The sequence below is a fragment of the Nostoc sp. CCY 9925 genome (assembly GCF_963920935.1).
GTDB lineage: Bacteria > Cyanobacteriota > Cyanobacteriia > Cyanobacteriales > Nostocaceae > Nostoc.
The window spans coordinates 1-23,986 of the sequence record NZ_CAWUDO010000107.1; the positions used below are offsets into that span (position 1 = coordinate 1).

Annotated in this window: 24 protein-coding genes; 11 read left to right on the forward strand and 13 right to left on the reverse strand. The window is 40.9% G+C overall.

What is annotated here, in order from left to right; all coding sequences use genetic code 11:
• Positions 1 to 301: 301 nt before the first annotated feature.
• Positions 302 to 931 carry a hypothetical protein gene (locus ACM0OY_RS33120; RefSeq protein ID WP_414573004.1) on the reverse strand — a complete coding sequence of 210 codons (630 nt, stop codon included), beginning with the start codon at positions 929 to 931 and terminating at the stop codon, positions 302 to 304.
• Positions 932 to 941: 10 nt separating this feature from the next.
• Entirely contained in the window at positions 942 to 1,601 is a 660-nt protein-coding gene (locus ACM0OY_RS33125; RefSeq protein ID WP_414573005.1) for a hypothetical protein, read from the reverse strand.
• 290 nt (positions 1,602 to 1,891) lie between these two features.
• On the opposite strand from ACM0OY_RS33125, the gene ACM0OY_RS33130 reads away from it, so the two are divergent.
• Positions 1,892 to 2,539, forward strand: a complete 648-nt coding sequence (locus tag ACM0OY_RS33130) for a Uma2 family endonuclease (RefSeq protein ID WP_414573006.1) — start codon at positions 1,892 to 1,894, stop codon at positions 2,537 to 2,539.
• 139 nt (positions 2,540 to 2,678) lie between these two features.
• Positions 2,679 to 3,584, forward strand: a complete 906-nt coding sequence (locus ACM0OY_RS33135; RefSeq protein ID WP_414573027.1) for a hypothetical protein — start codon at positions 2,679 to 2,681, stop codon at positions 3,582 to 3,584.
• Positions 3,585 to 3,832: 248 nt separating this feature from the next.
• On the opposite strand, the gene ACM0OY_RS33140 is transcribed toward ACM0OY_RS33135, so the two are convergent.
• Positions 3,833 to 4,711 carry a phosphate ABC transporter substrate-binding protein gene (locus ACM0OY_RS33140; protein ID WP_414573007.1) on the reverse strand — a complete coding sequence of 293 codons (879 nt, stop codon included), beginning with the start codon at positions 4,709 to 4,711 and terminating at the stop codon, positions 3,833 to 3,835.
• A gap of 6 nt (positions 4,712 to 4,717) precedes the next feature.
• Positions 4,718 to 5,431: a PspA/IM30 family protein gene (locus tag ACM0OY_RS33145; protein WP_414573008.1), complete on the reverse strand. Its 714-nt coding sequence runs from the start codon at positions 5,429 to 5,431 to the stop codon at positions 4,718 to 4,720.
• Between the two features lie 382 nt (positions 5,432 to 5,813).
• Here ACM0OY_RS33145 and ACM0OY_RS33150 point away from each other — a divergent pair, with 382 nt between their 5' ends.
• From ACM0OY_RS33150 to ACM0OY_RS33165, 4 genes are all read left to right on the forward strand, one after another.
• Entirely contained in the window at positions 5,814 to 6,503 is a 690-nt protein-coding gene (locus ACM0OY_RS33150; protein ID WP_414573009.1) for a hypothetical protein, read from the forward strand.
• On the forward strand, positions 6,503 to 7,408 hold the full coding sequence (locus tag ACM0OY_RS33155; RefSeq protein WP_414573010.1) for a DUF1822 family protein: 906 nt from the start codon (positions 6,503 to 6,505) through the stop codon (positions 7,406 to 7,408). Before ACM0OY_RS33150 ends, ACM0OY_RS33155 begins: the two co-directional genes overlap by 1 nt.
• Before the next feature lie 21 nt (positions 7,409 to 7,429).
• Positions 7,430 to 9,565 carry a substrate-binding domain-containing protein gene (locus tag ACM0OY_RS33160; RefSeq protein WP_414573011.1) on the forward strand — a complete coding sequence of 712 codons (2,136 nt, stop codon included), beginning with the start codon at positions 7,430 to 7,432 and terminating at the stop codon, positions 9,563 to 9,565.
• 245 nt (positions 9,566 to 9,810) lie between these two features.
• On the forward strand, positions 9,811 to 10,707 hold the full coding sequence (locus ACM0OY_RS33165) for an SPFH domain-containing protein (RefSeq protein WP_414573012.1): 897 nt from the start codon (positions 9,811 to 9,813) through the stop codon (positions 10,705 to 10,707).
• A gap of 40 nt (positions 10,708 to 10,747) precedes the next feature.
• On the opposite strand, the gene ACM0OY_RS33170 is transcribed toward ACM0OY_RS33165, so the two are convergent.
• A complete protein-coding gene (locus ACM0OY_RS33170) occupies positions 10,748 to 11,533 on the reverse strand; it encodes a DUF4058 family protein (protein ID WP_414573013.1) in 786 nt (261 codons plus the stop codon).
• A gap of 88 nt (positions 11,534 to 11,621) precedes the next feature.
• Between ACM0OY_RS33170 and ACM0OY_RS33175 the strand changes: the two genes are divergently transcribed.
• The gene (locus tag ACM0OY_RS33175; RefSeq protein ID WP_414573014.1) at positions 11,622 to 11,807 is read left to right on the forward strand and encodes a DDE transposase family protein; all 186 of its coding nucleotides are present in this window, start codon (positions 11,622 to 11,624) and stop codon (positions 11,805 to 11,807) included.
• A gap of 98 nt (positions 11,808 to 11,905) precedes the next feature.
• On the opposite strand, the gene ctpC is transcribed toward ACM0OY_RS33175, so the two are convergent.
• Together ctpC and ispG are read right to left on the reverse strand one after the other, a co-directional pair.
• Entirely contained in the window at positions 11,906 to 13,192 is a 1,287-nt protein-coding gene (gene ctpC / locus ACM0OY_RS33180) for a carboxyl-terminal processing protease CtpC (protein ID WP_414573015.1), read from the reverse strand.
• A gap of 245 nt (positions 13,193 to 13,437) precedes the next feature.
• Entirely contained in the window at positions 13,438 to 14,664 is a 1,227-nt protein-coding gene (gene ispG / locus ACM0OY_RS33185; protein WP_414573016.1) for a (E)-4-hydroxy-3-methylbut-2-enyl-diphosphate synthase, read from the reverse strand.
• Positions 14,665 to 15,274: 610 nt separating this feature from the next.
• Here ispG and ACM0OY_RS33190 point away from each other — a divergent pair.
• Positions 15,275 to 16,312 carry an isochorismatase gene (locus tag ACM0OY_RS33190; RefSeq protein WP_414573017.1) on the forward strand — a complete coding sequence of 346 codons (1,038 nt, stop codon included), beginning with the start codon at positions 15,275 to 15,277 and terminating at the stop codon, positions 16,310 to 16,312.
• 64 nt (positions 16,313 to 16,376) lie between these two features.
• Here ACM0OY_RS33190 and ACM0OY_RS33195 read toward each other — a convergent pair whose 3' ends face one another.
• Entirely contained in the window at positions 16,377 to 17,273 is an 897-nt protein-coding gene (locus ACM0OY_RS33195) for a LysM peptidoglycan-binding domain-containing M23 family metallopeptidase (protein WP_414573018.1), read from the reverse strand.
• A 268-nt stretch (positions 17,274 to 17,541) separates the two neighbouring features.
• On the opposite strand from ACM0OY_RS33195, the gene ACM0OY_RS33200 reads away from it, so the two are divergent.
• Complete coding sequence (locus tag ACM0OY_RS33200) at positions 17,542 to 18,747, forward strand: HhoA/HhoB/HtrA family serine endopeptidase (protein ID WP_414573019.1); 1,206 nt, start codon at positions 17,542 to 17,544, stop codon at positions 18,745 to 18,747.
• A gap of 145 nt (positions 18,748 to 18,892) precedes the next feature.
• On the opposite strand, the gene ACM0OY_RS33205 is transcribed toward ACM0OY_RS33200, so the two are convergent.
• From ACM0OY_RS33205 to ispD, 3 genes are all read right to left on the reverse strand, one after another.
• Entirely contained in the window at positions 18,893 to 19,231 is a 339-nt protein-coding gene (locus tag ACM0OY_RS33205) for a DUF760 domain-containing protein (protein ID WP_414573020.1), read from the reverse strand.
• Between the two features lie 209 nt (positions 19,232 to 19,440).
• Positions 19,441 to 19,983 carry an SMC-Scp complex subunit ScpB gene (scpB, locus tag ACM0OY_RS33210; protein ID WP_414573021.1) on the reverse strand — a complete coding sequence of 181 codons (543 nt, stop codon included), beginning with the start codon at positions 19,981 to 19,983 and terminating at the stop codon, positions 19,441 to 19,443.
• A 149-nt stretch (positions 19,984 to 20,132) separates the two neighbouring features.
• Positions 20,133 to 20,816: a 2-C-methyl-D-erythritol 4-phosphate cytidylyltransferase gene (gene ispD, locus ACM0OY_RS33215; RefSeq protein WP_414573022.1), complete on the reverse strand. Its 684-nt coding sequence runs from the start codon at positions 20,814 to 20,816 to the stop codon at positions 20,133 to 20,135.
• 69 nt (positions 20,817 to 20,885) lie between these two features.
• Between ispD and ACM0OY_RS33220 the strand changes: the two genes are divergently transcribed.
• On the forward strand, positions 20,886 to 21,845 hold the full coding sequence (locus ACM0OY_RS33220) for a glycosyltransferase family 9 protein (protein ID WP_414573023.1): 960 nt from the start codon (positions 20,886 to 20,888) through the stop codon (positions 21,843 to 21,845).
• 254 nt (positions 21,846 to 22,099) lie between these two features.
• Here ACM0OY_RS33220 and ACM0OY_RS33225 read toward each other — a convergent pair whose 3' ends face one another.
• On the reverse strand, positions 22,100 to 22,585 hold the full coding sequence (locus tag ACM0OY_RS33225) for a CRR6 family NdhI maturation factor (RefSeq protein ID WP_414573024.1): 486 nt from the start codon (positions 22,583 to 22,585) through the stop codon (positions 22,100 to 22,102).
• A 486-nt stretch (positions 22,586 to 23,071) separates the two neighbouring features.
• Between ACM0OY_RS33225 and ACM0OY_RS33230 the strand changes: the two genes are divergently transcribed.
• Positions 23,072 to 23,518: a Fur family transcriptional regulator gene (locus ACM0OY_RS33230; RefSeq protein ID WP_414573025.1), complete on the forward strand. Its 447-nt coding sequence runs from the start codon at positions 23,072 to 23,074 to the stop codon at positions 23,516 to 23,518.
• A gap of 88 nt (positions 23,519 to 23,606) precedes the next feature.
• On the opposite strand, the gene ACM0OY_RS33235 is transcribed toward ACM0OY_RS33230, so the two are convergent.
• Positions 23,607 to 23,986 (reverse strand): pentapeptide repeat-containing protein (locus ACM0OY_RS33235; protein ID WP_414573026.1); only part of this gene is annotated, 380 nt, incomplete at its 5' end.

The following is a 23,986-nucleotide window of genomic DNA, read 5'->3' on the forward strand; positions in this document are numbered from 1 at the left end:
ACATTTTATCAGTTTTACGCTCCGGTTTTTTCTGAGTTTGTGAGAAATCCGGGCTTAGGCGTTGGTTCTTTCCACTGGGTGTATGACCATTTACAGGAAGTTCCAGAAAAACTCGCTGAACGCGTTATAGCTGGCAATGGCAACGGTGGTAACGGCAACGGTAAGTAATTTTAGATTTTGGATTTTAGATGAATCTAAAATTAACCCTAGCCCGAAACTAAAAGTTTCGGGCTAGCAACTTAAAGCCAACCGTGGATTGCATATTTTTCGGAATTTCCAAGTTGAGCAACTCAAGCTAAAATTATTGATTATTGTTTAATCTTAGTTGACTAATTTGTAGTTTCATTTCATCAATTTCTTTTTCAAACTCACTTTGGGTTAATAAACGCCCTTCTATATAACAAGTTTGACTATTATCCCAATATATACGGCATTTTGATATCTCTGCAACAGATCTTATATTTCTTATACGTTGGTTTAAATCATCTATTTCATTTCGTATTTCAATTTTATTTTGTTTTGATAATTCTGATTCAATCTCAGCTTTATTTGGTTTTAAAAAAGATATAAAAATATTTAAATTATTAGCAATAATACTAAAGCAAACTATACTAGCAGACAACAAGATTAAAGCTAATTTTGCTTTTAATAAAAATTTGCTTTGTTTGGCAATTATTAACGCTTTATTTAAGGTATTGATAGGTGGAATAGTTACTTTAGTTTTGAATATTAAAATACCTGTAGATGGATCAGCATCAATATCGTCTCTGATTTGCTCACTCTTAAGTAATCTATTACACTCAGAGTTTGATATTCCAAGTTTCTCTGCTATTTCTAAAGCAGACAATCCATTAGGATAATTGCATAATAAGGTATGCAAAGCTTCTCGATATGGTTGGTTTGGATGATTAAATCTCCAGAATTTCAGCATAAAAGTCCAATTAATTGAAATTTAAGTCAGGAAGTGGAGCCACACCTGATTTTTTATTGACAATATTATCAAATATTTGTTGTGTCAACTTACCTGTATCCTGTGCTTCTGATGGTTTTACCTGTTCTTCAACAAGAACTTCTGTGCTGATACGCAATTCCTCAAATTCATTTTGCTCTTGAGGAGAAATTATACCTTTTAATTCCTGTTTGTGTTCTAATTTCCATATATTTTGTTCTAATTCCGAAATTTTTAAATTAGATTTATTGATTTTATTTTTCAGTACATTTAAGCTTTGTTGCAAAATAGCAGCCCGTTCTAATAAATTGCAAAGTTCAAAATTAGTCTGACAACTCTTTAATAATTCTTCATGTGTTGTTATGCCTAAGTTTGGTAACTCAAACTCTAATTTTTTATAATAATCATCATATTCATTCTTGTCATCATCATACTGTTTTTGAAGCTTGTCGCTTCTATATTCTTTCAGTTGTTTAACAACTGTCTTCCCTTCATCAATTTTGTTATTAATGCATATTTCATCACATTGACTACCACAGCTACTAATTGCGAAACTTATCAATATAATAGATATTAATAGTAAAGGATTATTAAAAGAAAATCGTGACTTCAAAGATTCTCTTAAACACTGACGAAAAAATTGCTTATGCATAAACAAAGCATTTATGTACAAGTATCAAGTAATAGGTTAGATAATATCATATATTTTACTGACAAGGATAAGTTAAAAAAAAATTAAATGTAGGCTGCGTTACGCCGTAGGTTAAAGCATTCTATTGACGAATGTCACTTACTAAAAGTTTCGGGCTAGTAAAACTCTAGCGTTCATAGAGGTCTTCACGCTGCCAATTCCGACTAGAAGGTGTTGACGTAACAATTGGTGGTAAAGGTAATACTAAATATGTGATGAAGGTAAAATACAAGTACAATTAGGTGAGAATAATGGTAACACTGCAATTACAACAATTAAGTGTACCGCCGGGACATAGAGTAATACTCCACGATATTAGCTGGCAAGAATTTGAGGCGATTTTAGAAGAACTTGGCGACCATCGAGCCACTCGATTGGCTTATAGCCAGGGAACTTTGGAGATGAGAATGCCGTTACCAAAACACGAAAAAGCCAAAGTAATCATTGGCGATTTGGTAAAAATTCTGCTGGAGGAGTTAGAAATTGATTGTGAGACATTTGGCTCAACTACTTTCAAGCGTAATGATATGCTTGTTGGTGTAGAACCTGATGATTCTTTCTACATTCAAAATCATACTCGGATGATTGGTAAAGAACGAATAGACTTAAAAGTTGACCCGCCACCCGACCTTGCAATTGAAGTTGATGTTACTTCCAAAACTCAATTGGATGCTTATGAAGGGCTAGGAGTTCCTGAACTTTGGCGATATGAAAATGGAAAGTTGCAAATTAATATTCTTCAGTACGGCAAATATATTGAATCTGAAATTAGTCCTACTTTTCCCAACTTGCCTATTGTTGAGGCAATTCCCGGTTTTGTCGAACAGAGCCAAACTTTAGGTAGAAGTCCAACACTCAGAGCATTTAGGCAGTGGGTAAGAGAGAAAATTGAAATTTGACAATATCTCTTCTATCGGGAAAGTACGGTTTCACTTATAATTTGCACATATAAAAATAAATTAACCACGTTACTAATATGATGGCATAGCAGATTAGGATCTAATAATACAAAGTCAACAATTTGGAGGTAAAACATTGGTGCAAATATCACAGTCACTCATAGGAGCACGACTTAATAACAAGCAAAGCACAATTAAAATAGGCTCTACCGACTTAGCTAATACTACTCCAGCAATTTCCTTAATATCTTTAGATTTTCCAACTGGTAAAAATGAATTTATTAATCAAATTCGACCTAAAACCGTTAATGAAATTCTTCCTACAACTGTAGATAACACCGATACAAAAACTGAGATTGCCAATCTATCTGTATATACTCAACCGACTGAGCGACTAACTAGTTTAACGACTCTATCTGATGACACATTAGTTTTTGTAACCACAGTATCAACGCAGAAGGGTCATCATAGTAATCTACTGTTTTTTGATGGTAAATCTTCTAAATCTAAAAAAATATCAGGATTTAAAAAATGCAATTGTACTATTGAAAATCTGCTAGCGATCGCAGGCGACAAACTCATTGGTGTAGTTAGTCTAGCTGGAGGTATTCCTCCTTTTGAGCTAGTAGAAATTGACCTGAAAAATGGAAAAGTCACTTTTGATTCTGATTTAGGTTTGCCACAACTGCCACCAAATATCCGGCTCAGTAATCTTGCTTTAGGGCCTGATGGAAAAATTTATGCAACAACTCTCGGCATGGAAGGTGTTACAAGATTGGTGCAACTAGATCTGGATAACAAATCTATGGTTACTGGGAAAGGAAAGATCGTCAGCTTGTCACCATTGACTTTTGACAAAAAGCTTTTACAAGCAGACTTGCTCAGCTTGACCTTTTCTTCGTCAGGCGAAGTGTATGCACTTGCTAATCCCGAATATGAAGAAAGTAATTCTCTTTTTTCGGTAGATATGCACGCTGGAAAGATGACTCTGCTGTCAAAAGCAGCAGTAGATAAGATTACCTTTTCTAGTAAAAAAGACAAGTAGTAATATTTGCAAGCGAATCTAAGTCATAGTTTTAGCAAAATGTAATGCTGTTTCCACCCCATCCAAAATGCTGCAATTCCAATGATTATCGAAAACATCACTAGCTTTTGAAAATACAGATTTAATTGCTAGGTGTCAAATGAAATTTAGCATCAGCGATGCCTGCGGCAGTAAACTACGCAACACAAAAAAATCTGTAGAAACGTAATGTTTAACGTTTCTACACTATTAATCATCTTTTAGATGAATTAATTATTCAAAATCATAGCTTGCTGTCCTTGAGCGGAAGTTGCGTAACCTAAAAATGCTTGAACTCCAAGATTAGGAGGATTTTTATAAACATAAAATAGCTGCCGTTGGTAGGGATAAGCACTTGCATCTGGCGTCAACCCATCAATTGGAATAAATCGTACTGTTTGTTGATTAGCGACCTGAGCAAAAGTAGCATAGCCGATACCATCAGTTCCTAAAGCTTGGAGTAGCGGAGTTGTAGCGTCACGTTGCAATGTTGTGATGTTTGGTGTTGTGCCAAAATTAGCTCCTTTTAGCACCATTTCTTTAAATGCTTGATGAGTTCCACTAATTGCTGGTCGATTAATAACTCGGATAGTTCCATTATTGCCACCTACGGCTGACCAGTTGTTAATTTTGCCCTGAAAAATATCTGCTGCTTGGACGCTGGTTAATCCTTGATTGAAAGGATTTGCTTTGCCAACCACAAGAGCGATCGCATCTGTTGTCACAGGTAACGCCACCAATCCCTGACTCTGTTCTTGTGCAGTCAGAGGGCGAGATACCGCTGCAATATCCGTTCTACCTGCTAACAAATCCGCGATCCCATTTTGAGAACCGTTGGCATTAGTAACAACATTTGTACCCGGAAACTGACTTTCAAAAGTTCTTTTGAGATTTTGGTTAATTGTCACCATGCTAGTAGAACCATCTATTCTCACGGTAGTACCGCTTGGTAATGAATTTGAGGGTGAGAAACTTGGAATAGATGTATTGAAAGGAGAAGAAAAAGTGGGTGTTGGTTCGCGCTTGAAAAAGTACCAATAGCTACTACCGATTAAAGCGAAAAAAATTAAGATAAAAACAATTGGAGGGGGAGCATTTTTTTGACTCATAAATTTTTATTCTGGTAGTTTTTCATTATTCGATTCAGCTAACATCTGCAAACGTCGATAAACTTCGTCATCTAGAGTCATACGTTCGATTTCAGCCTGAAGTTTTTCAGCTGGGTTTTCAGACATTTCAGCTAAAGCGCCTGTTTTTAAATTCCGCCGCTCAACTGCACTTTTAGCTTTTTCAAAATCATTTTTAGCCGAACCAATGTCAAATTCATTATTGACTTTGGCAATCATCGTTAGTGCTTCGTTCACCTCTGACATATCTTTCATATTTTGCATATCAGCTTTGTAGGTTTCTAGCTTCATGCGCTCTCGATTTAGCTTATCTTTGGAAGCATTGATAGCTGTTTGAGCTTGGTTCACCATCTCTTCCAATTTGGGCAAAATTTGCTCTGTCTGAATTGCTTTAGTCATAGCTATCCGCGCCGCTTCTTGATTACCGCTGCGCTGAGCAATATTAGCTTGCTGCTCCAAAGTCCGTAATTCTTTGATTTTTGTCTCGTATTTGTTTTTAGCTGTTTTGTAAGAACTTTCTTGAATAGCAACAGCTTCAGCCAGCTTTTGCACCGATTCCTGCATTGATTGGAGTGATTCTTCAGCTATCGCCACAGCCACCTTACCACCAGATTCTATCGGCATTCCCCATAACCAATTCCAAGTACCGACTATGCTTCGTCCTGCTTTTTCACCCATTAACCAGTACATAACTTTTTTCATATAGCATACCTATTTCACTCAGAGTGGTTTTGATTGAGATACAGCAAGTTTGATGATTGCCACTCTTATTAGATTCACAGGCAGTATTTTTATTTTTATGAAATGATTTACTCAAATCCCCAACTTCCTTAATGAATTGAGGTTCTTGTTGTTGACGATAAAATCAAGGCAATCCTTGAGCTAAAAGACTTTTGGGTTTTGGCTGGACTGGGTGCAATAGGATTATAAATTTTTCTCTAGCAACGTAATAAAAACTTATTGATATTTATAAGAACCACAAGTAATAAGTGAATTAAAAATCAGGTAAACTCAAGCAGCAAAAGCTTTTTTGTCTTTCGGGTAAATAATTAATGGCCCCATAGCAGCTTGGGAGAAAATCTTTGTGGATGAACAACTTAGAAAACTGATTGATGAGGTATGCTGCTACCCAGACCGGAGTTTAGAGAGGCAGAAAGCACTAAATAGACTGCTTGTGCTGATTCAACAACTCCCTGGTATTTATAAGTCTGGACATCAAGACTATTTAGAAGCATTAAATCTAACTTGGGAATGGGTCAGCCGGAAGATTTGTGGATTTGAAGCGCGATCGCCTTCGCTGCAACAAAGCTTAGTAATCTGGATTAATGGCTATCTCAAGTGGCGGATTAAAGATTTATATATACCGGACAGTAATTATACTATCAGTTTAGACAGACGCACACGTAACGATGAGGGCGACGAAACAACCCTGTTAAATATCTTGCCAGATCGTCAGTCACAAAGTATCACCTTAGATTTGCTGGATATCAAAATTGCCCAAATCCAAGAAAATCAACGTCAGTCGCTGGGAAAACGCATCAGACAATATATTGAGCAAGACGAAGAAGGTAAATTAACAGCTAGTTGTCTGCGAAAAAAGCCAGAATGTCATTGTCAATTATTAGCTACGCGCTTACTTCTAGAAAATCCACCTCATAAAATCTCTGATATAGCTAGAGAGTTAAATATAAGCAATCAAACTCTTTACTCTCACTGGAAGAAAAATTGTCTTCCCCTGTTAAGAGAAATTGGCATGAATTTCGGATATGACTAATGACTAACACACAACCACATGTTTTAAGCGTCCCTCTCCCCCAAAATGCCCACCGATGGGCTGAGGAATTTGCTGCCCAGCAAGATAACCCCCAAAAGGGCAAACAAGTTTATCTCAATACTCTGGCTGTTTATGCCGTTCACAGTTATCTCAAATGGCTAAACATTGAAACGGCGCTAAATCAAAGCGATAGTTGGCATCGCGGTTTAAGGGCGATTTTTGATGTTGCTGATTTAGTGTTGCCTGGTGTTGGCAAGCTTGAATGTCGTCCGATGTTACCAGGTGAGGTTGCTATCGTCTTGCCTGCAAGCATGACACAAGACCGCATTGGTTATGTAGCAGTTGAGTTTAGTCAGCAATTAGATTATGTAGAACTACTGGGATTTATTCCAGCAGTGGCGATGACTGAATCACCACAAATACTGGAAATAGAACAATTGCAATCTTTTGATGCTCTTTTCGAGATTATACACAGACCAACACTATTGGTAAATTTGCGTCAATGGGTCACGGGAATCTTCCAGCCGGATTGGCAATCACCAGAGTTAGTGTTTGCAAGTAATTTCAGAAGCAGTAGCACCATAACTCGTCCTTCAACGAACTCCATCAGTCGGGCGAAAGTGTTTGACTTAGGCAGACAAGTGCTGTTGTTAGTGCAGTTAACTCCCACCAAGAGTGAAGTTTTCGACATTCGCCTGCGGGTTTATCCAGGTGATGATGCTATTCATCTACCGGCAAATTTACAACTGATAGTCCTTGATGCCGCGGAAAACACTAGCATGGAAGCCCAAGCAAGAAGCGCAGATGATTGGATGCAACTAGAGTTTAGCTGCGAACACGAGGAAAAATTCAGTGTCAAGATAGTGCTAGGGGAAACAAGTCTGATAGAAAAGTTTGTTGTTTAAAACAAACAAAAGGAGACAGCAATGGCGATCGTCAAGTTGAAACTCAGACGCAGCTCGCAAGATGGATTTCTGGTCATTCTGACGGTAAAGAACTTGGATGAAGAAACAGAAGGGTTTCTGCCTCCCTTACCACCAAACTTAGAATCATCCTTTAATGAATGGCAGTCAGCCTATCGCCAAATCGAGGCTGTGCGTTCTTGTGTTTCTCCTGCACCAGGGTTACGTCTGACACCGAAAAATGTCACAATTCATTCCCATGCAGAACAAACTGCCGCAGTCAAAGACCAGCTAAATCAATGGCTGAATACTTACGATTATAAGTGGCTACCAATCCGGGATAGATTAATAGCGATCGCTCAGCAATTGCATCAATTAAATGAAGAAATTCGCGTCATCATTGATGCCAAAGATATCGATTTACGTCGCCTTCCTTGGCAAGAATGGAATTTATTTGAAGAACACTATCCTAATGCCGAAATTGCCCTCAGTGCGCCCAAAAACAAAAATAAGCACACCGATAAATTAGTTCCTCAAAGCCAACATATCAGAATTTTAGTTGCTGTTGGTCGGAGCGATGGCATTAATACCAAAGATGACTTAAAGCTAATTCAGGATTTAGAAAAAAATGGCGTAGAAGTACTCTGTTTAATGCAACCTAGCCGTAAAGATTTGTGTGAAGCGCTTTGGGATGAACAAGGCTATCATATTTTTGTGTTTACAGGGCACAGTGGCAGTCAAGAAGATGGACAGATAGGTTGGATTGAACTCAATGACAAAGATAGCTTGAGTATTGAAGATTTTAAGGAGGCTTTAAAGCAAGCTATTGATAAAGGATTACAGTTAGCAATTTTTAATTCCTGCGATGGGTTGGGATTAGCTAACCAACTTGCACAAGTACATTTACCTCAAGTTATTGTGATGCGGGAACCAGTGCCAGACCCGGTAGCAATAGATTTTTTAAGGTACTTTTTCAAAGAATTTACTCATAATAATAAATCTCTATTTACTTCTGTTAAAAAAGCACGCAAACGCCTAGAACATTTTAAGTCAGATTACCCTGGTGCAATTTGGTTACCAACAATTTGTATTCAAGCTAATGTTGAACCGTTGACTTGGGAAGGATTGCGCGAAAGTTCTCCGCCAAAGCCGACTTTAATCAAACCAGAGAATTCAACTCATCAACCAAAGAAAAACATCAAACCGTGGTTATTAATTGGTTTACTTGGTGTGGTTGTGAGTGGTGGTGTATTATATTTTGTTTCTGGCAAAAAACCCGACTCTGATTTTAGTTCGATCGCTGCTCCCGAAGGAACATGGTTTTATGGTGGTAGCACATCTTGGGCAGCAATTCGGAGATATATAGATCCTGAAATCAAAAGAGCTTATCCGAAATTTGAGTTACGCTATACCGATGCGATCAATGCTACGCCAGGTTCGGGTACGGGAATTCGGATGTTGTTGGAAGGACAACTTACCTTTTCCCAATCCTCCCGCCCGATCGCAGACAGAGAATATCAACAAGCTCAACAACGGGGATTTAGCCTTAAACAAATTCCAGTAGCTTTAGAAGGATTAGCGATCGCTGTTCACCCCGATCTACAAATTCCGGGGCTAACCCTAACGCAAATCAAAGATATTTACACTGGTCAAATAACTAACTGGAAACAGATTGGCGGCCCTGACCTCAAAATTACTGCTTACTCCCGTCACTTTGAAGATGGAGGCACTGTAGAGTTCTTTGCTAACAACATTCTCAGCGGAGAAAAAATCGGGAGTAACGTAGTATACGTTTACAATACAACAGATGGTCTGAGAAAATTAGCAAGCGATCGTGGTGGCATTTACTACGCTTCGGCACCAGAAGTCGTCCCCCAATGCAAGATTAAGCCAATACCAATCGCTAGACAAGGAAAGAGTTTTATCGCTCCTTACATAAAACCTTTGATTAAAGCCGAGGAATGTCCGAATCAGCGCAACAAGTTAAACATCGATGCTTTCAAAACAGGTCAGTATCCAATTACGCGCCAAATGTTTGTCATAGTTAAACAGAATAATGGCAATTTAGAACAACAAGCGGGCGAGGCATACGCCAAGATGCTGCTCACAAATCAGGGACAAAAACTCATGAATGAAGCCGGCTTTGTACGTATCCGTTAAATTTTAAGCATTGTGTGGACTTGGACTACTAAAAAATAAATTAAACTTCGTTCAAGTTGAGAACTGAAGTTTTTCAAAAAGATGACTCTATAATTTGGTAATAAAATCCGATTCTCAAAAAATATACAAATTTGAAAAAAGAATGCGACAAATAGACAACTTTTGCTCGGCTACCTATTAGTTTCATAAAAGCTTTTGGGAATTATGTGATTAAGTATATCCTTCTTAATCAGACAAAAAAACTCATGGGCTTTATAGTCTCTCTTCTAACTAACCTGATTGCAATTCTCGTTTATCTCAATACAGGTAGAATATCTGGGGAAAGGTCGCGTTTAGCAATACGCACAATTACGATATTGATTGGCAGTATTGCAGTACTAAATTGTATTTCTAGATTTTTGGTAATTGTTCCACCAGGCAATGTTGGTGTCGTTAACTTGTTTGGTGAGGTTTCCGAAACTACTCTTAATCCTGGTGTTCACTTGCTTAACCCCTTTAGCAAAGTGCTGAATTTTTCTACTCGTCTGAAGGATGTAAAGGAAAACGTAGATACAACATCCCAAGAAGGTTTGAGCCTAAATCTTGATGTCAGCCTTCAGTACAAGCTCGATCCGCAGAAGGCAGCTACAGTATACAAAACAATTGGAACTGACGAAACACAACTGGTGATTTCTAGATTCCGCTCTACTGTCCGTGCCATCACTGCAAACTACCCAGCTAGTGCTATTTACTCTAGCAAACGTCAAGAAATCGCCCAAAAAATTGACCAACAACTCACCCAGGAGATACCCGCTTTAGGTTTCATAGTTGAGGAAGCTCTTTTACGCAACATTAAAATGCCCGATACTCTACAAGCAGCAATTCAAAACAAACTCAACGCAGAGCAAGAAAACCAACAGATGAAATTTGTTTTAGAAAAAGAGCGCCAAGAGGCAGAACGGAAGCGTATTGAAGCGCAAGGCATAGCTGATTCCCAAAAAATTATCTCTGGTGGACTTACCAATCAAGTGCTACAACTACGAGCGATTGAAGCCACAGAAAAACTAGCTCAATCTGATAATTCTAAAATTGTAATTCTCGGTTCTGGAAAAGGCGCAGTACCTATTATGATCCAACCAGAAACAGAAATCTCAAAGCCGTAGAATTTATTTTGTATTGAAGTCTTAATTTTTTTATCTTCACTTAACGTAAACCTTGCTGTTGCAATAATTCATTTGCCCAAACTGCATCAGCTTCAAAAAGGGGCGGAATTGGTTTGGAAGTATAATCTATAGCCAAATCAAATCCGGCGCGATCGTATACGCCGTGTATCAATGCTTGTAAATCTACTAATGGTTCTGTATCACCCCGACGTAGAGGTAACAAAAAAGTTGGAATCTGCTCTTGTAGCCCAAAGGGATATAATTCTGCTCTGGGGCGAAATTCGCTACGACTTACCAAAATCCGATAATCTGACTTAATTTGATTACCCAAGATTGGCATTGGTTCGCCACCACGCAATAAATCTATTTCAATTAGATGAGTTAAGCTACCTAATACTTGCTGGCGCTTGCTTTCGTATGCCTTTCTTCCCTCTCCAGGACGCTTATTTTTTGGAGATAAAACCTCAATTGCAACCACAACTTCTCCTGTTCCAACTTCCCGCACCTCTAGGTATCCTTCTCGCACTTCCTCTGGCATCGGAACGTTAACAGTTATTGGTTTTGCAGGTGGTGAAGCTACTGCAATATTAAGTTTTTCTTTATCTATGCTTGTTACAGAACGTCCCACCGTCACATCAGGAATACCAATGAGAATAGAATTGTCATCTATCATTTGGTATACTCGTTTTTCAACTGCCACTCGATATTTCGGTCGTAGTTGAGGAACCAATAACTCAGCGATCGCAGTAATTATCCAATGATGGAATTCAGGCCAGAGTCCTGGATTTTCTAGGTAGGGGTTCATCCCTGGAAACGGTGAAGGCATAAGCTTGACAAAACAAGATTCTTAATGTATATCCTAGCAATCTGCTTTGTAGAATTCTGACTATAAAAACCAAATTTTCACTCCCCGTATGGAAACCACACAAGAATGGTATATTGTCAAGCGTTCTGCTGGTAATTGCGAAATCGTCTCCAGCGACCAAATAGAGCAGGGCAACACAGACATTATAGAACAGTGGGGGCCTTATACTTCACACGATGAAGCGATCGCCCGCCGTGTCGGACTCATTAGAAGTGGGAAGTGCCAGCCAGTTTGAGTTGGGCATAGGGCATAGGGCATGGGGCATAGGGCATTGGTTATTCTCCGCGTCCCCGTGTCCCCGCGTCCCCATTCCCCATGCCCTTAGAGGCATACTTATTTTTCCGCTGTCGCTGTGCCTTTAGCAGCAAGTTGTTTACCCATCACTTCTACTGCTTTAGCGAATTGGGGGTCTTTTAGAGTAGCGAGTTTGTCACGTTCGTTGAGCCACAAGTCCTGCCGCTGGGCATCACTTAAATCCACCTTCACATCTGGATCGATACCATGCTTATTAATATCGCGATCACTCGGTGTATGGTATTTAGCAATTGTTACTGCCAATCCTGAACCATCTTCTAGGGGACGTACCGATTGCACTAATCCCTTACCAAAGGTTTGAGTACCCACCAAAGTTGCACGTTTGTTGTCCTGCAAAGCTCCTGAGAGGATTTCACTGGCACTAGCTGAACCTTTATCTACTAATACCACCAACGGTTTATTTGTCAGCGCCCGCCCATTTGCCACCTCTCGTTCTCGCTCACCACCACGGTCAATGGTAGAAACGATTGTGCCTTGATTTAACCACATCCGAGCAATTTCTATACTGGAGAACAATAAACCGCCTGGATTACCACGTAAATCAAGGATATATCCAGATACCTTTTTGGTTTCTAAATCTCTGATAGCAGCTTGCATTTCTTTACCAGCATTCGCGCTGAATTGGTTCAGACGAATGTAACCAAGGTTACCTGCTGGAGTTTGCTTTTGAGAATATTTAACTGGATGAATTTCGATCCGCGCCCGTTTAATGTTAAATTGTTTTGTCTGACCGTTTCGCTGAATTGTCAGGCTGACTTGGGTTCCTGCTTCTCCTCTAATCAAAGATACTGCCTGATTTGTATCCATCCCCTTGGTGCTTTTGTCGTCAATTTTGAGGATGACATCTTTGGCTAAAACACCAGCTTTAAAGGCTGGCGTATCTTCAATTGGCGCAATTACAACCAGTTGCTTCGTCTTTTCATCCTGACTGATTGTGATACCAATTCCTGTTAATTCTCCAGAGGTATCCACTTGCATATTCTTGAATTCCCCTGGGTCCATAAATCGGGTGTATGGGTCATCTAGCTTTTTGAGCATTTCCCGAATGGACTTATAAGCTTCTTGTTGATTACTGTAGGACTTGTTCTTCACGTACTCGTTACGAACAGCCTGCCAATCTACCTGATTAAAAGTACCGTCTACATATTGGCGCTGGACAATTTGCCAAACTTCATCTACTAGTTCTTTGGGACTTGCTTTAAATAAAGCCTGACCTCGTGAGTGAATGCCAAGGCTAGTAACAGCGATCGTGGAGAGTGTCACTACCGTAGCACCCAAAACAAGCCTATTTTTTGTAATCACCATAATGACAGCTGCGTCAGAGGGAAAATTTATAGTCAGTATGCTCAATCTAACACAGGGTATTACTGTAGAGGTCAAGCATGTATTACTAATTTCAACAAAATACTTGACAATCAGACGATCTTGGTCGTTATCTATACAAAAGTTTTACAAATTGGGGACTGGGAATTAGGGACTGGGGAGTGGGGAATTCTCCCCCCTGCCCCCTGCCTCTTTGTCTCCCTCATCCCCCTCATCCCCCACTCCTCTTACGGTTCTACCCAGCGTCCATCTGTCTTAATCAGATTGATTAATTCGTCTACACCTTTGTCTTCTGGGACTTTTTTAATTTCTTCTCTGCCACGATACAAAGAAATGTAACCAGGTGTTTTGCCAACATAACCATAGTCGGCATCTGCCATTTCTCCTGGGCCATTGACGATACAGCCCATAACCGCTATGTCCAGACCAGTTAAGTGCTTCGTGGCTTCCCGGACTTTGTGTAGTACTTCCTCTAAGTTAAACAAAGTCCGTCCACAAGAAGGACAGGCGACATATTCCACCATTGTTTTCCGCAATCCCAAAGCTTGGAGAATGCTGTAACAAACGGGAATTTCTTTTTCTGGTGCTTCTGTCAGTGAGACACGAATTGTGTCGCCGATGCCATCAGCGAGTAATGTTGCAATCCCAGCGGTGGATTTGATTCGCCCATATTCGCCATCACCGGCTTCGGTAACGCCTAAATGTAGGGGATAATCCATACCTAGCTCATCCATGCGCTTGGCCATGAGCCGATAGGCGGCTACCATCACAGGTACTCGTGAAGCTTTCATGGAAATTACCAAGTTACGAAAGTCTAAAGATTCACAGATACGAATAAATTCTATGGCTGATTCCACCATTCCTTCAGGGGTGTCACCGTAGGTAAATAGCATCCTCTCCGCAAGGGAACCGTGATTTACCCCAATTCGCATCGATTTACCTTGGTCACGCAAAGAAACTACTAGAGGTTCTAGAGTTTCACGGATTTTTTCGCCGATTTCGTCAAATTCGGCTTGAGTATATTCGGTTCTATTAAAGTTTGGCTTTTCAAACACGTACAACCCTGGATTAATCCGCACCTTCTCTATGTGCTTGGAGACTTCCAAAGCGATTTTCATGCCATTGTGATGGACATCAGCCACAATTGGCACGTCTTGGTAAGTTTTAATTAATTTTTGTTTAATTTCTGCTAAGGCTTTAGCATGAGCCATACTTGGCACTGTAACGCGGACAATTTCGCAGCCAATTTCGTGCAGACGACGAATAGCAGCCACGGAAGCATCAATATCAAGAGTGTCTTCGTTAATCATCGACTGCACCACAACGGGGTAGCCACCCCCAATGGTGACATTACCCACCTTTACGGGACGGGTTTGACGCCGCTTGATAGTTGTATCAAAGGTAGGTTGAGTTGATGTAGTATTTGCAGTATCCTGTGTGGACAGAGTTTGCATAACCTGTAATGGCAAATTTGCTGTAGCTAAAATATCAGATTTGATAAATCTCTGTTTCCCAGATTGCCACAGCTAGTGCTTTTTTGGACGATGTAGCTAGAAAAAAAAAGAAAATAACACAGGTAAATAAATAAAGAGCAATTGAGAGGTTTTGCTCGTTTGTAAAGATATATAGCTGAAAAATTCTTTGAACTGAATAGCTTGAGTAGCGATCGCTCTTTTACTGAGTTATCAATAGCACTATTTTCATAGTAATTCCATAACCCAACCTGCAATACCTGTAATTCGCTCAATTGCTGATGGTGTTAACGCTTTTAAGCGTGTAGTTAAGAAAAATCCTGAGTTACGCTCTCAAATTGAGCAACAATTATAACAAATAGCTGAAGATCCTTTTCAACCCAGTTTACGTAGTCACAAGCTAAAAGGTAATTTATCAGGTAGATCGTAATCGCATTTTATTTAAATTTGTGACAAATCCTGAATAGCAGAAGAAGAGATTTTATTGCTAACCTTAGGTTCTCATGATGATGTGTACTAAGGTAACACTAGATTTAGAAAATTTGGGGATTGAAATTATTGATGTTATTACAGAATAAATCAAACTGTAATTATGAATACCCAAACCACAACCCAACTACCAATTCCGCCGCACTTTAACCCCGAAAAAGTCGGCGAAGTCTGGCGCGTACCTTACCAAGAACTTGCAGCAGCAGCCGAAACCTGGGCAAAACAACACAAAATTCGACCTGCATCTTTAGACCAAATCCGCATTTGCCTACTATTAATTGATGTCCAAAACACCTTTTGCATTCCTGGATTTGAATTATTTGTGGGAGGAAAATCCGGTAGTGCAGCAGTTGATGATAATCGGCGATTGTCTGAATTTATCTATCGCAATTTGGGAGTAATTACAAAAATTGTTCCTACCTTAGATACTCACACAGCAACGCAAATTTTCCATCCGATATTTTGGGTGAACGCCGCCGGAGAACATCCGACCCCGGCAGCTACTAGCATCACTCCTAGAGATATCGAACAAGGTATTTGGAAAGTCAACCCAGCAGTTGCTAATAGTGTTACTAATGGCAATTACGAATTATTAGAAAAACATGCTTACCATTACGTTAAGCAACTTAGTCAAGATGGGAAATATCCCCTTACTGTCTGGCCTTATCATTCAATGCTGGGCGGCATTGGTCATGCTTTAGTTTCATCGATAGAAGAAGCAATATTTTTTCACGGTATTGCTCGTCAAAATCAAACACAATTTGAAATTAAAGGCGAAAATCCTTTAACAGAAAACTATTCTATTTTACGCCCAGAAGTTTTAGAAGATTTTGAGCAACGTCCACTTGCTCAAAAGAATACACGGTTAATTAAGCAACTTTTAGAATTTGATATTGTAATTATTGGTGGTCAAGCTAAAAGTCATTGTGTAGCCTGGACAATTGATGATTTATTAACAGAAATTAAACAGGTAGATGCCACCCTTGCTCAAAAAATCTATTTACTAGAAGATTGCACTTCTCCCGTGGTTGTTCCTGGTGTTGTGGACTACACAAAACAGGCAGATGCAGCCTTTACCAGATTTGCAGAGGCAGGAATGCACATCATAAAATCTAGTGAAAATATAGCATCGTTTTTTTAACGCAAAGGTTCCGCAGAGGAACACAGAGATTTTCTCGGCGTTCCTTTGCGTTTCAAAACAAACCTCATTTTTTCAAATAACCCTTGGGATCTTGCGCTACCCAACCCAGAGATGAGCTAGAACGGACTTCAAAATGGAGATGGGGTTGACTGGCGCTTGGTGTTCCACTGATGCCTACAGTTCCCAGCAACTCTCCTTTATTCACTTGTTGACCAACACTGACATTGATACTATCAAGTTGGGCGTAGCGGCTTTGGAATCCCCCACTGTGGTTAATGATGATCAACTTGCCATAAGTACCTTGGTCATCGGCAAAGGCTACGGTTCCAGGCGCGATCGCTAGCACATCTGTACCAACTGGTGCTAATAAATCAACGCCGCTATGGAAGAAAACTTGACCTGTACCAGGATTAATCTGCCAGCCGTAAGCTAATGCCACATTTGCCACTTCTGCTAAGGGATATCCAGACAGAGATACGCGGTTTTGCGTACCTGTATCAGTAGGTACAGGAGCCTTAGTGACAACACCATCGGGCGACCAATTTACCCCCGGAACAAACACGATTCTGGGGTCTTGTTGGCAGCCATTCACCTCAAAAAGGCTGTCAGCACGAACCTTGTATTTTGCCGCCACTTGCCGCCAAGTTTGACCACGAGGCACTTCGACTACAATCCCATTGTAGGGAGGAATTTGCAGTACACTGCCAACGGTGGCGATAGCCCCGTTGTTCTGCAAAGCTGGATTCATCCCGATAAGAGTCGTAGGAATGAGATTATAGCGCTGCGCTATGCTCTCCAAAGTTTCGCCACGAACTACTTTATGGCGTTGGAAGCGAGATAGGGCTGGAGTTGGGCAACCACCTTCAGCAGCATTGGCGCTGTTCAAGTTTGGCAGTATGGATACTAGACCCAAGGCGCTAATTAAGCTACAGAGAAATAGTTGACGAAAAGGTAAAGTCATGTATACAAGTCAAGAGCGCATTAACTTTAGATCTTAGATGGAGAGTTTAGGAATTGGGGAGCAGGGGAGGCAGGGGAAAAGGTTAAAGGTTAAAGGGAAAAGGAATAAATTTAATCTTTCCCCTTTTCCCCTTGCCCCTTTCCCTTTCCCCATTCCCAATCCTCAGTCCCCAATCCCTAATTCCTCCTAAATTGATCTATCCACTTACCGTTGGCTTGACTACACTTAGAAATTAGCAACTGCATTGCTGTCCTTGAGCAGAATGATTATGAAGTTATCCCTAAAGCAACTGGCCGTTTATCTGTTTTTACTGGTGATCGGCGGTGGTGCAGGTTTGTTTGGCAGTCGTTATCTGATGCCACAAAATCCCTCGTTCCAACAGTTAAAAAATGTAACAATAGCTTTGCCTCCAGAATCGGTAGTTCCCAATTCTCCCAATGGAGCGATCGGGGTTCCTGGAGGCGATAATGTAAATTTTATTGCAACGGCAGTACAAAAAGTTGGTCCAGCTGTGGTGCGAATTAATGCCACCCGCAAAGTAGCCAATCCCATTTCTGATGCTTTGAAAAATCCTCTCTTGCGGCGATTTTTTGGGGAAGATGAGCAGCCAATTCCCCAGGAACGCATTGAACGCGGTACAGGATCGGGATTTATTTTGAGCGAAGATGGACAATTACTCACGAACGCTCATGTAGTAGCTGACACAGATACAGTACTAGTTACCCTCAAGGATGGTCGGACTTTAGAGGGTAAGGTGGTGGGAGTTGATTCGATGACTGATGTGGCGGTAGTGAAAATCAAAGCGAATCATCTACCGACGGTGAAGCTGGGAAATTCGCAAAACTTGATACCTGGACAGTGGGCGATCGCTATTGGTAATCCTTTGGGTTTAGATAATACTGTCACCATTGGCATCATCAGCGCTACAGACCGCACTAGCACTCAAGTTGGTGTCCCAGATAAGCGGGTTAGCTTCATCCAAACTGATGCAGCAATTAACCCTGGTAATTCTGGCGGGCCTTTGTTGAATGCCCAAGGCGAAGTGATTGGTGTTAACACTGCCATCCGCGCTGATGCCCAAGGACTTGGCTTTGCCATCCCTATTGAAACCGCTGCCCGCATTGCCAATGAACTTTTTACCAAAGGCCGTGTAGAACATCCGTTCTTGGGCATTGATATGGCAGACCTTTCTCCCAGCAGAAAACAGCAGATTAATCAAGAAAATCAGCTGAATATTCAGCAGGAAGCGGGGGTTGTCATTAAAGGAGTGACAGAGGACTCTCCAGCCAAACGGGGAGGACTTATTGTTGGAGACGTGATTCAAAAAGTCAACGGTCAACCAGTCAAAACCTCAGCCCAAGTACAGAAACTGGTAGAGTCCAGTAAAGTCGGGGATATTTTAGCGATCGAAATCAACCGCAGCGGTAAAATTCAAACCTTCAAAGTGCAATCAGGAACTTACCCCAAAAAATAATTAGGAGTAGAGACGCGATTAACCGCGTCTGTGCAAAAGTTAGGAGTAGAGACGCGATTAATCGCGTCTGTGCAAAAGTTAGGAGTTAAAAATTTTCCACAACTCCTAACCCATAATTTTCAACTCTCAACTCTCAACTCATTACTCATAACTTTTGTTCTAAATGCATTCTTTGTTCCATCTGACGCAGAAAATAACCAGTCATCATAGCCGATGCTAGCAGCCCAGCTAAGTTCTCCCGATCTGTTGTAATTTGTACATTGAAATTTTCTGCCGGAAGCATTCCCACTAGCCCTTGGACATTTTGCGAGATGATTTGTTTAATTTCAGGGCTGACAGACTGGGCGACCCGGGCTAAAACATCAGGAGACTGATGTTGTAGATATTTGAGTAATTGATTGGGGTATTCCTCAGAGTGATCTGAAAGAAGTTGATTAGGGTGTTCCTCAGAGTTGTCATTCAAAAAGTCAGGATTAAACACCATTGGCAGTTTTATTTAGCTTAATTGCTAACTCTACTCTAAACCATAGTACAAGGGTAGCGCATTCACCACGGGTATAAGTCATTAAGAGGAGGGGGGTGTGGGGAGATGAGGAGATGGGGGAGTGTGGGGAGTGTGGGGAGTGTGAGGAGACAAGGGGGAAAGATTTTTTCCATCCTCCCACACCTCCCACACCCCCAATGCCCCATTCCCTATTCCCTACTCCCCACTCCCTTCAGTTCTAGTTCTAGCTCTAGTTGTTCTTCCTTCTGGTTGTTAGAAAGTATTTGCGGAAGTTCTTCGATTTGGAAATATTGATGAAATTTCGGGGTTACTTGCAGTGAGTAGGAGCGAGAATCGCTGTCTCGCCGCTTGCGGACAAAACCAAGTTCAACGAGTTCTGGAACGTGCTGATATACTCCTGAACCCCGTAAGTTAATTAAATCGCTCTGGAGTATGGGATTATTGAGAGCGATCGCCGCCAATGTTCGCAATGCACCTACACCCAATTCTACTGGTATCATCGTTTGCACTAAATCATGAAAATCAGATCTGAGTTGCAAACTGTAACCATCTGGGGTTTCTACTACCTCTAGGGCACTATCTCGGTGGGCATAATTATCCATTAATTCAATCATGCCTTCCTTAACAGTGGCGCGATCGCAAGCGGCATACTCGGCGATTTCGCCGAGCGACAAGGGTTTACCCTTTAAATAGAGAATCGCTTCTATCTTAGTCGCTGTGGCTGTAATCATTTAGTCATTAGTCATTGGTTATTGGTCATTAGTCGTTAGTCATTAGTCATTGGTCATTAGTTATTTACCAATCACAAAGAAAAATGACAACTAACAATCAACAAGTCTCTGGGATCATATCTTAAAATGCCAAAAATATTTTAACAATCTCAAAAACCTCTGCTCGTAAGGATAAATTCTGCGATCGCTAAATCTTGTGGGGTGGTAACTTTTAAATTTGTCTCTTCCCCTTCGACAATTCTGACTTGAATACCACATTTTTCAAACAAAGCAGCATCGTCTGTTACTTCCCAACCTTGACGCACGCCTTCAGCATGACACTGTTTCAACAATTTGACATCAAATCCTTGGGGAGTTTGTGCTGCCCACAGCTTTTGTCTATCGGGTGTACTTTGAATTATTCCTTGTTGATCGACAACTTTGATGGTGTCTTTGATGGGCACCGCAGCAATTAAACCGCGACAGTGGCCAATGGCTTGGGCACAACAATTAAATAAATCCGGCGTAACCAGACATCTGGCTCCGTCGTGAATCAAAACTTGTTCTGCATTAGGTGGCAGCGCCTGTAAGCCGTTGTAAACTGACTCTTGGCGGGTGGAGCCGCCTGGAATCAATTCGACTGGTTTGGTTAGTTTGAGATCGGCGATAATTGCATTAAAATCAGGCCAGTCAGTGGGTTGGGAAATAATTCCGATCCAAGTGATTGTACTGGCGGCTTGGGCGGCTAACAAAGTCCAAGCAATAATTGGTTGCGATCGCACTTTCAGTAGGAGTTTATTGCGGTTGCTCCCCATTCTTTTTCCGATTCCCGCAGCTGGAATTAGTAAATACACAGAATTCCTCAATCTTTAAGCTATATATTTTCCCCTAAAATAAGGAGCGAGTAAGCGTCAATAAATATTATGCGAGTAGTAGCCCTTGTACCTGGCGGGATTGGCGACCAAATTCTCTTCTTTCCGACTCTAGATGACCTGAAGCGCTATTACCCAAACGCTCAGATAGATGTCGTTGTTGAACCCCAAGCAAAGGCTGCCTACCAGGTCAGCAAGTCAGTTCACGAGGTACTGGCTTTTGATTTCAAAGACCGTAACAGTCTGGCAGATTGGGGCAACCTGGTGGGCACAATTCGCGATCGCGAGTACGATGTTGCCATTGCTGTTGGGCAAAGTTGGTTGATTGGTCTTTTACTCTGGTTGACGGGAATTCCCATACGCATTGGCTACAAAGGCAAGGGTTCGATTTTTCTAACCCACGCTGTGCTGTTCAAACCATCCCAGTATGGCGCGGCAGCATATCATGAGCTGCTGGAACCATTGGGTATCAATACTCCTGTACCAGAGTTAGCAGTAAATGTGCCAAAACCAGATATTGAGTGGGCACAAAAAGAACAAAAACGTTTAGGGGTACATGAAACAGGCTATATCTTGATTCATGTCAGTTCTGAGCAGTTATCTCAAGCTAAAGAACAGGATAAAATCTACCCTGTGGAGAGTTGCCGGCAAATTATCCAAGATTTCCAATACAAGCAGCCGGATCTACCTGTAGTGGTGATTAAGGGGGCTGACGATGACCAGTTTGTGCGATCGCTTTTGGAGTCTTCTCCAGATATCAAGGTGACTGCCCCAGGCGATATTGGCAAGTTAACTGCTATGATTGCCGGGGCAAATTTGATGTTGTCTACTGATAATGCGGCACTACAACTCAGTGTAGCAGTACAAACTTATACTATTGCTCTATTTGGCCCCACCGATCCAGCTAAGTTGTTGCCGAAAAACGATAAATTCCTTGCCATTAAATCCCCTACGGGCAAAACGGCGGATATTTCACCAAACACTGTTTTGGAGAAAATTTGGGGTGGTTGAAGAAGAATGCAGAATTCAGAATGAATTCTGTTGAGAATTACAACCAACGAGTACGTAGAAACACTGAAACTTTTATCTGTGTAAACTTCAGGTACAGCTTTACTAATATTGCGTATTCCTAGCCATCGGCTAGGAATACGCAATATTAGTAAGGTAAAGCTTTCCGCCTAATTCCCCACTTCAAGCAGTTCTAAATTCTGAATTCCCAATTCTAGCGCCTTGGCGGAGCGTCTCCGGTTTTGCTCCTGAATTATTCAAAACATTTGAAAAAAAGCATCATCTAATTCATACCCCAGCATTTGTGCCATAGATTTCAGCCGCGATAAGCTGGGAATGCCTTGCTGTTTGAACCAATCACCTAAGATAAAGATTTTGTGCATCAAAAATATCTCTAAAGCTTCGGGATTGTACTGAATGCCTTCTTGAGAACTGAACTGATGTGGTACTAGCATTGCGGCATAACGAACAAATTCTCCGGACTTCCAATCTAGTAAAAATGGTAACCACGGGTATCTGGCATCTAGACGCACAAACCACAGGCGGATCTCTGGAATTTCTGAAAGTTCCCGTGGATCGCCAGGTTCGAGATCGTAATTGATATCAAATCGTAGCTGCTGTTCGTGGGACGCGACCCCATCTTGCAGCAGTTGTTCAATTACTACTGACGCAGGCGACAGATCTAAATTGTTAATCAAGTCATTATTGAGTGCGATCGCAATTGTTTTTGACTCAGCAGCCACTTTCTTTATGCTCAACTCTAGGATCGAGAATACACAGTAGCAGTTTTGAGCCATTGACGCTACATTCCGTAAAAAAGTCCTGAGTCATAAAACTTGTAATGTCTAGCGATCGCTACTTACGCCATATTTTTATCAATTGAAATATTACTTTAACACCTGCTATAATTACGCACCTTTAACTCAAAAATTACTACATCATTAACATGGTATCCCATCAGAATAAGCGTCTTTTGTCAAGGCAACGCCTACTGTCAGGTAGACATTTATAGCATTTTTAAGCTAAAGTTGTAATGAGTTTGTTTTAGATTAAGGTCTGACAAAGTAGGCATCAAAAGCAAAAAAATCATTATTGCAACCTGTGACTTCCGCAGCATCAAAAGCCAAAACACAAGTACAGGTAGAAAAATTGTGTGCAATAACCCTGCATATATTGAATAACCAATAAACATTGAGATGGGAAAATTCCCCGAACAGTTAATAAGCTGTATGCAAAAACAAACAATTTCTACAAGGCCAATTCGTTCCCTAGAAGATGCGGTAGAGCGGTGTCAAGTACTGGGTATGCGCGTCAGTCGGCAGCGTCGCTTTATTCTAGAACTACTTTGGCAAGCAAATGAACATCTTTCTGCTAGAGAGATTTACGACCGCTTAAACCAACAAGGTAAAGAAATCGGTCACACTTCGGTGTATCAAAATTTAGAAGCATTATCAAGTCAAGGCATTATCGAGTGTATTGAACGATGCGACGGGCGTTTATACGGCAACATCAGTGATTCTCACAGTCATGTCAACTGTATAGATACAAATCAAATTTTAGATGTTCACGTGCAACTGCCAGAAGATTTTCTGCGCCAAATCGAAGAACAAACAGGAGTGCGAATTACTGACTATAGTATTAACTTTTATGGTTACCGTAATTCACAAGAAGGCTAACGGGCATGGGGCATTGGGCATGGGGCATTAGTTATTTATTCTTCCTCCCCTGCTTCCCCTGCTCCCTCATTTCCCCACTCCCCACTCCCTATTCTCTAATTGAATTATTGCCAAAAACAGTTTCATCAACTGCGTCATCATCATATGAACCGACTGGTAAAATTGTGCCTTCGCAGCTTTCAATTAGTCCGATTGTTGCCGGATGGTTCCAATTAACATCTGTGGTTGACGTGATTTTTTTGCTGTTTAATGAGGGTTGTGGCGATCGCAAATTTTTTAGTTTTTGAAATGGTTCTCTGGCAAACAAAGCACCATTATCGGCGGCTAATTTTTTGTCACTCTCACTAAGAATGGCATCAAATAAGCAAGCATTGGTGAGATTAGCAAAATTCAGATTTACCCCCATTAAGTTTGCTTGTTGAAGATTTGCGCCTGTGAGGTTTGCTTGTTGAAGATTTGCGCCTGTGA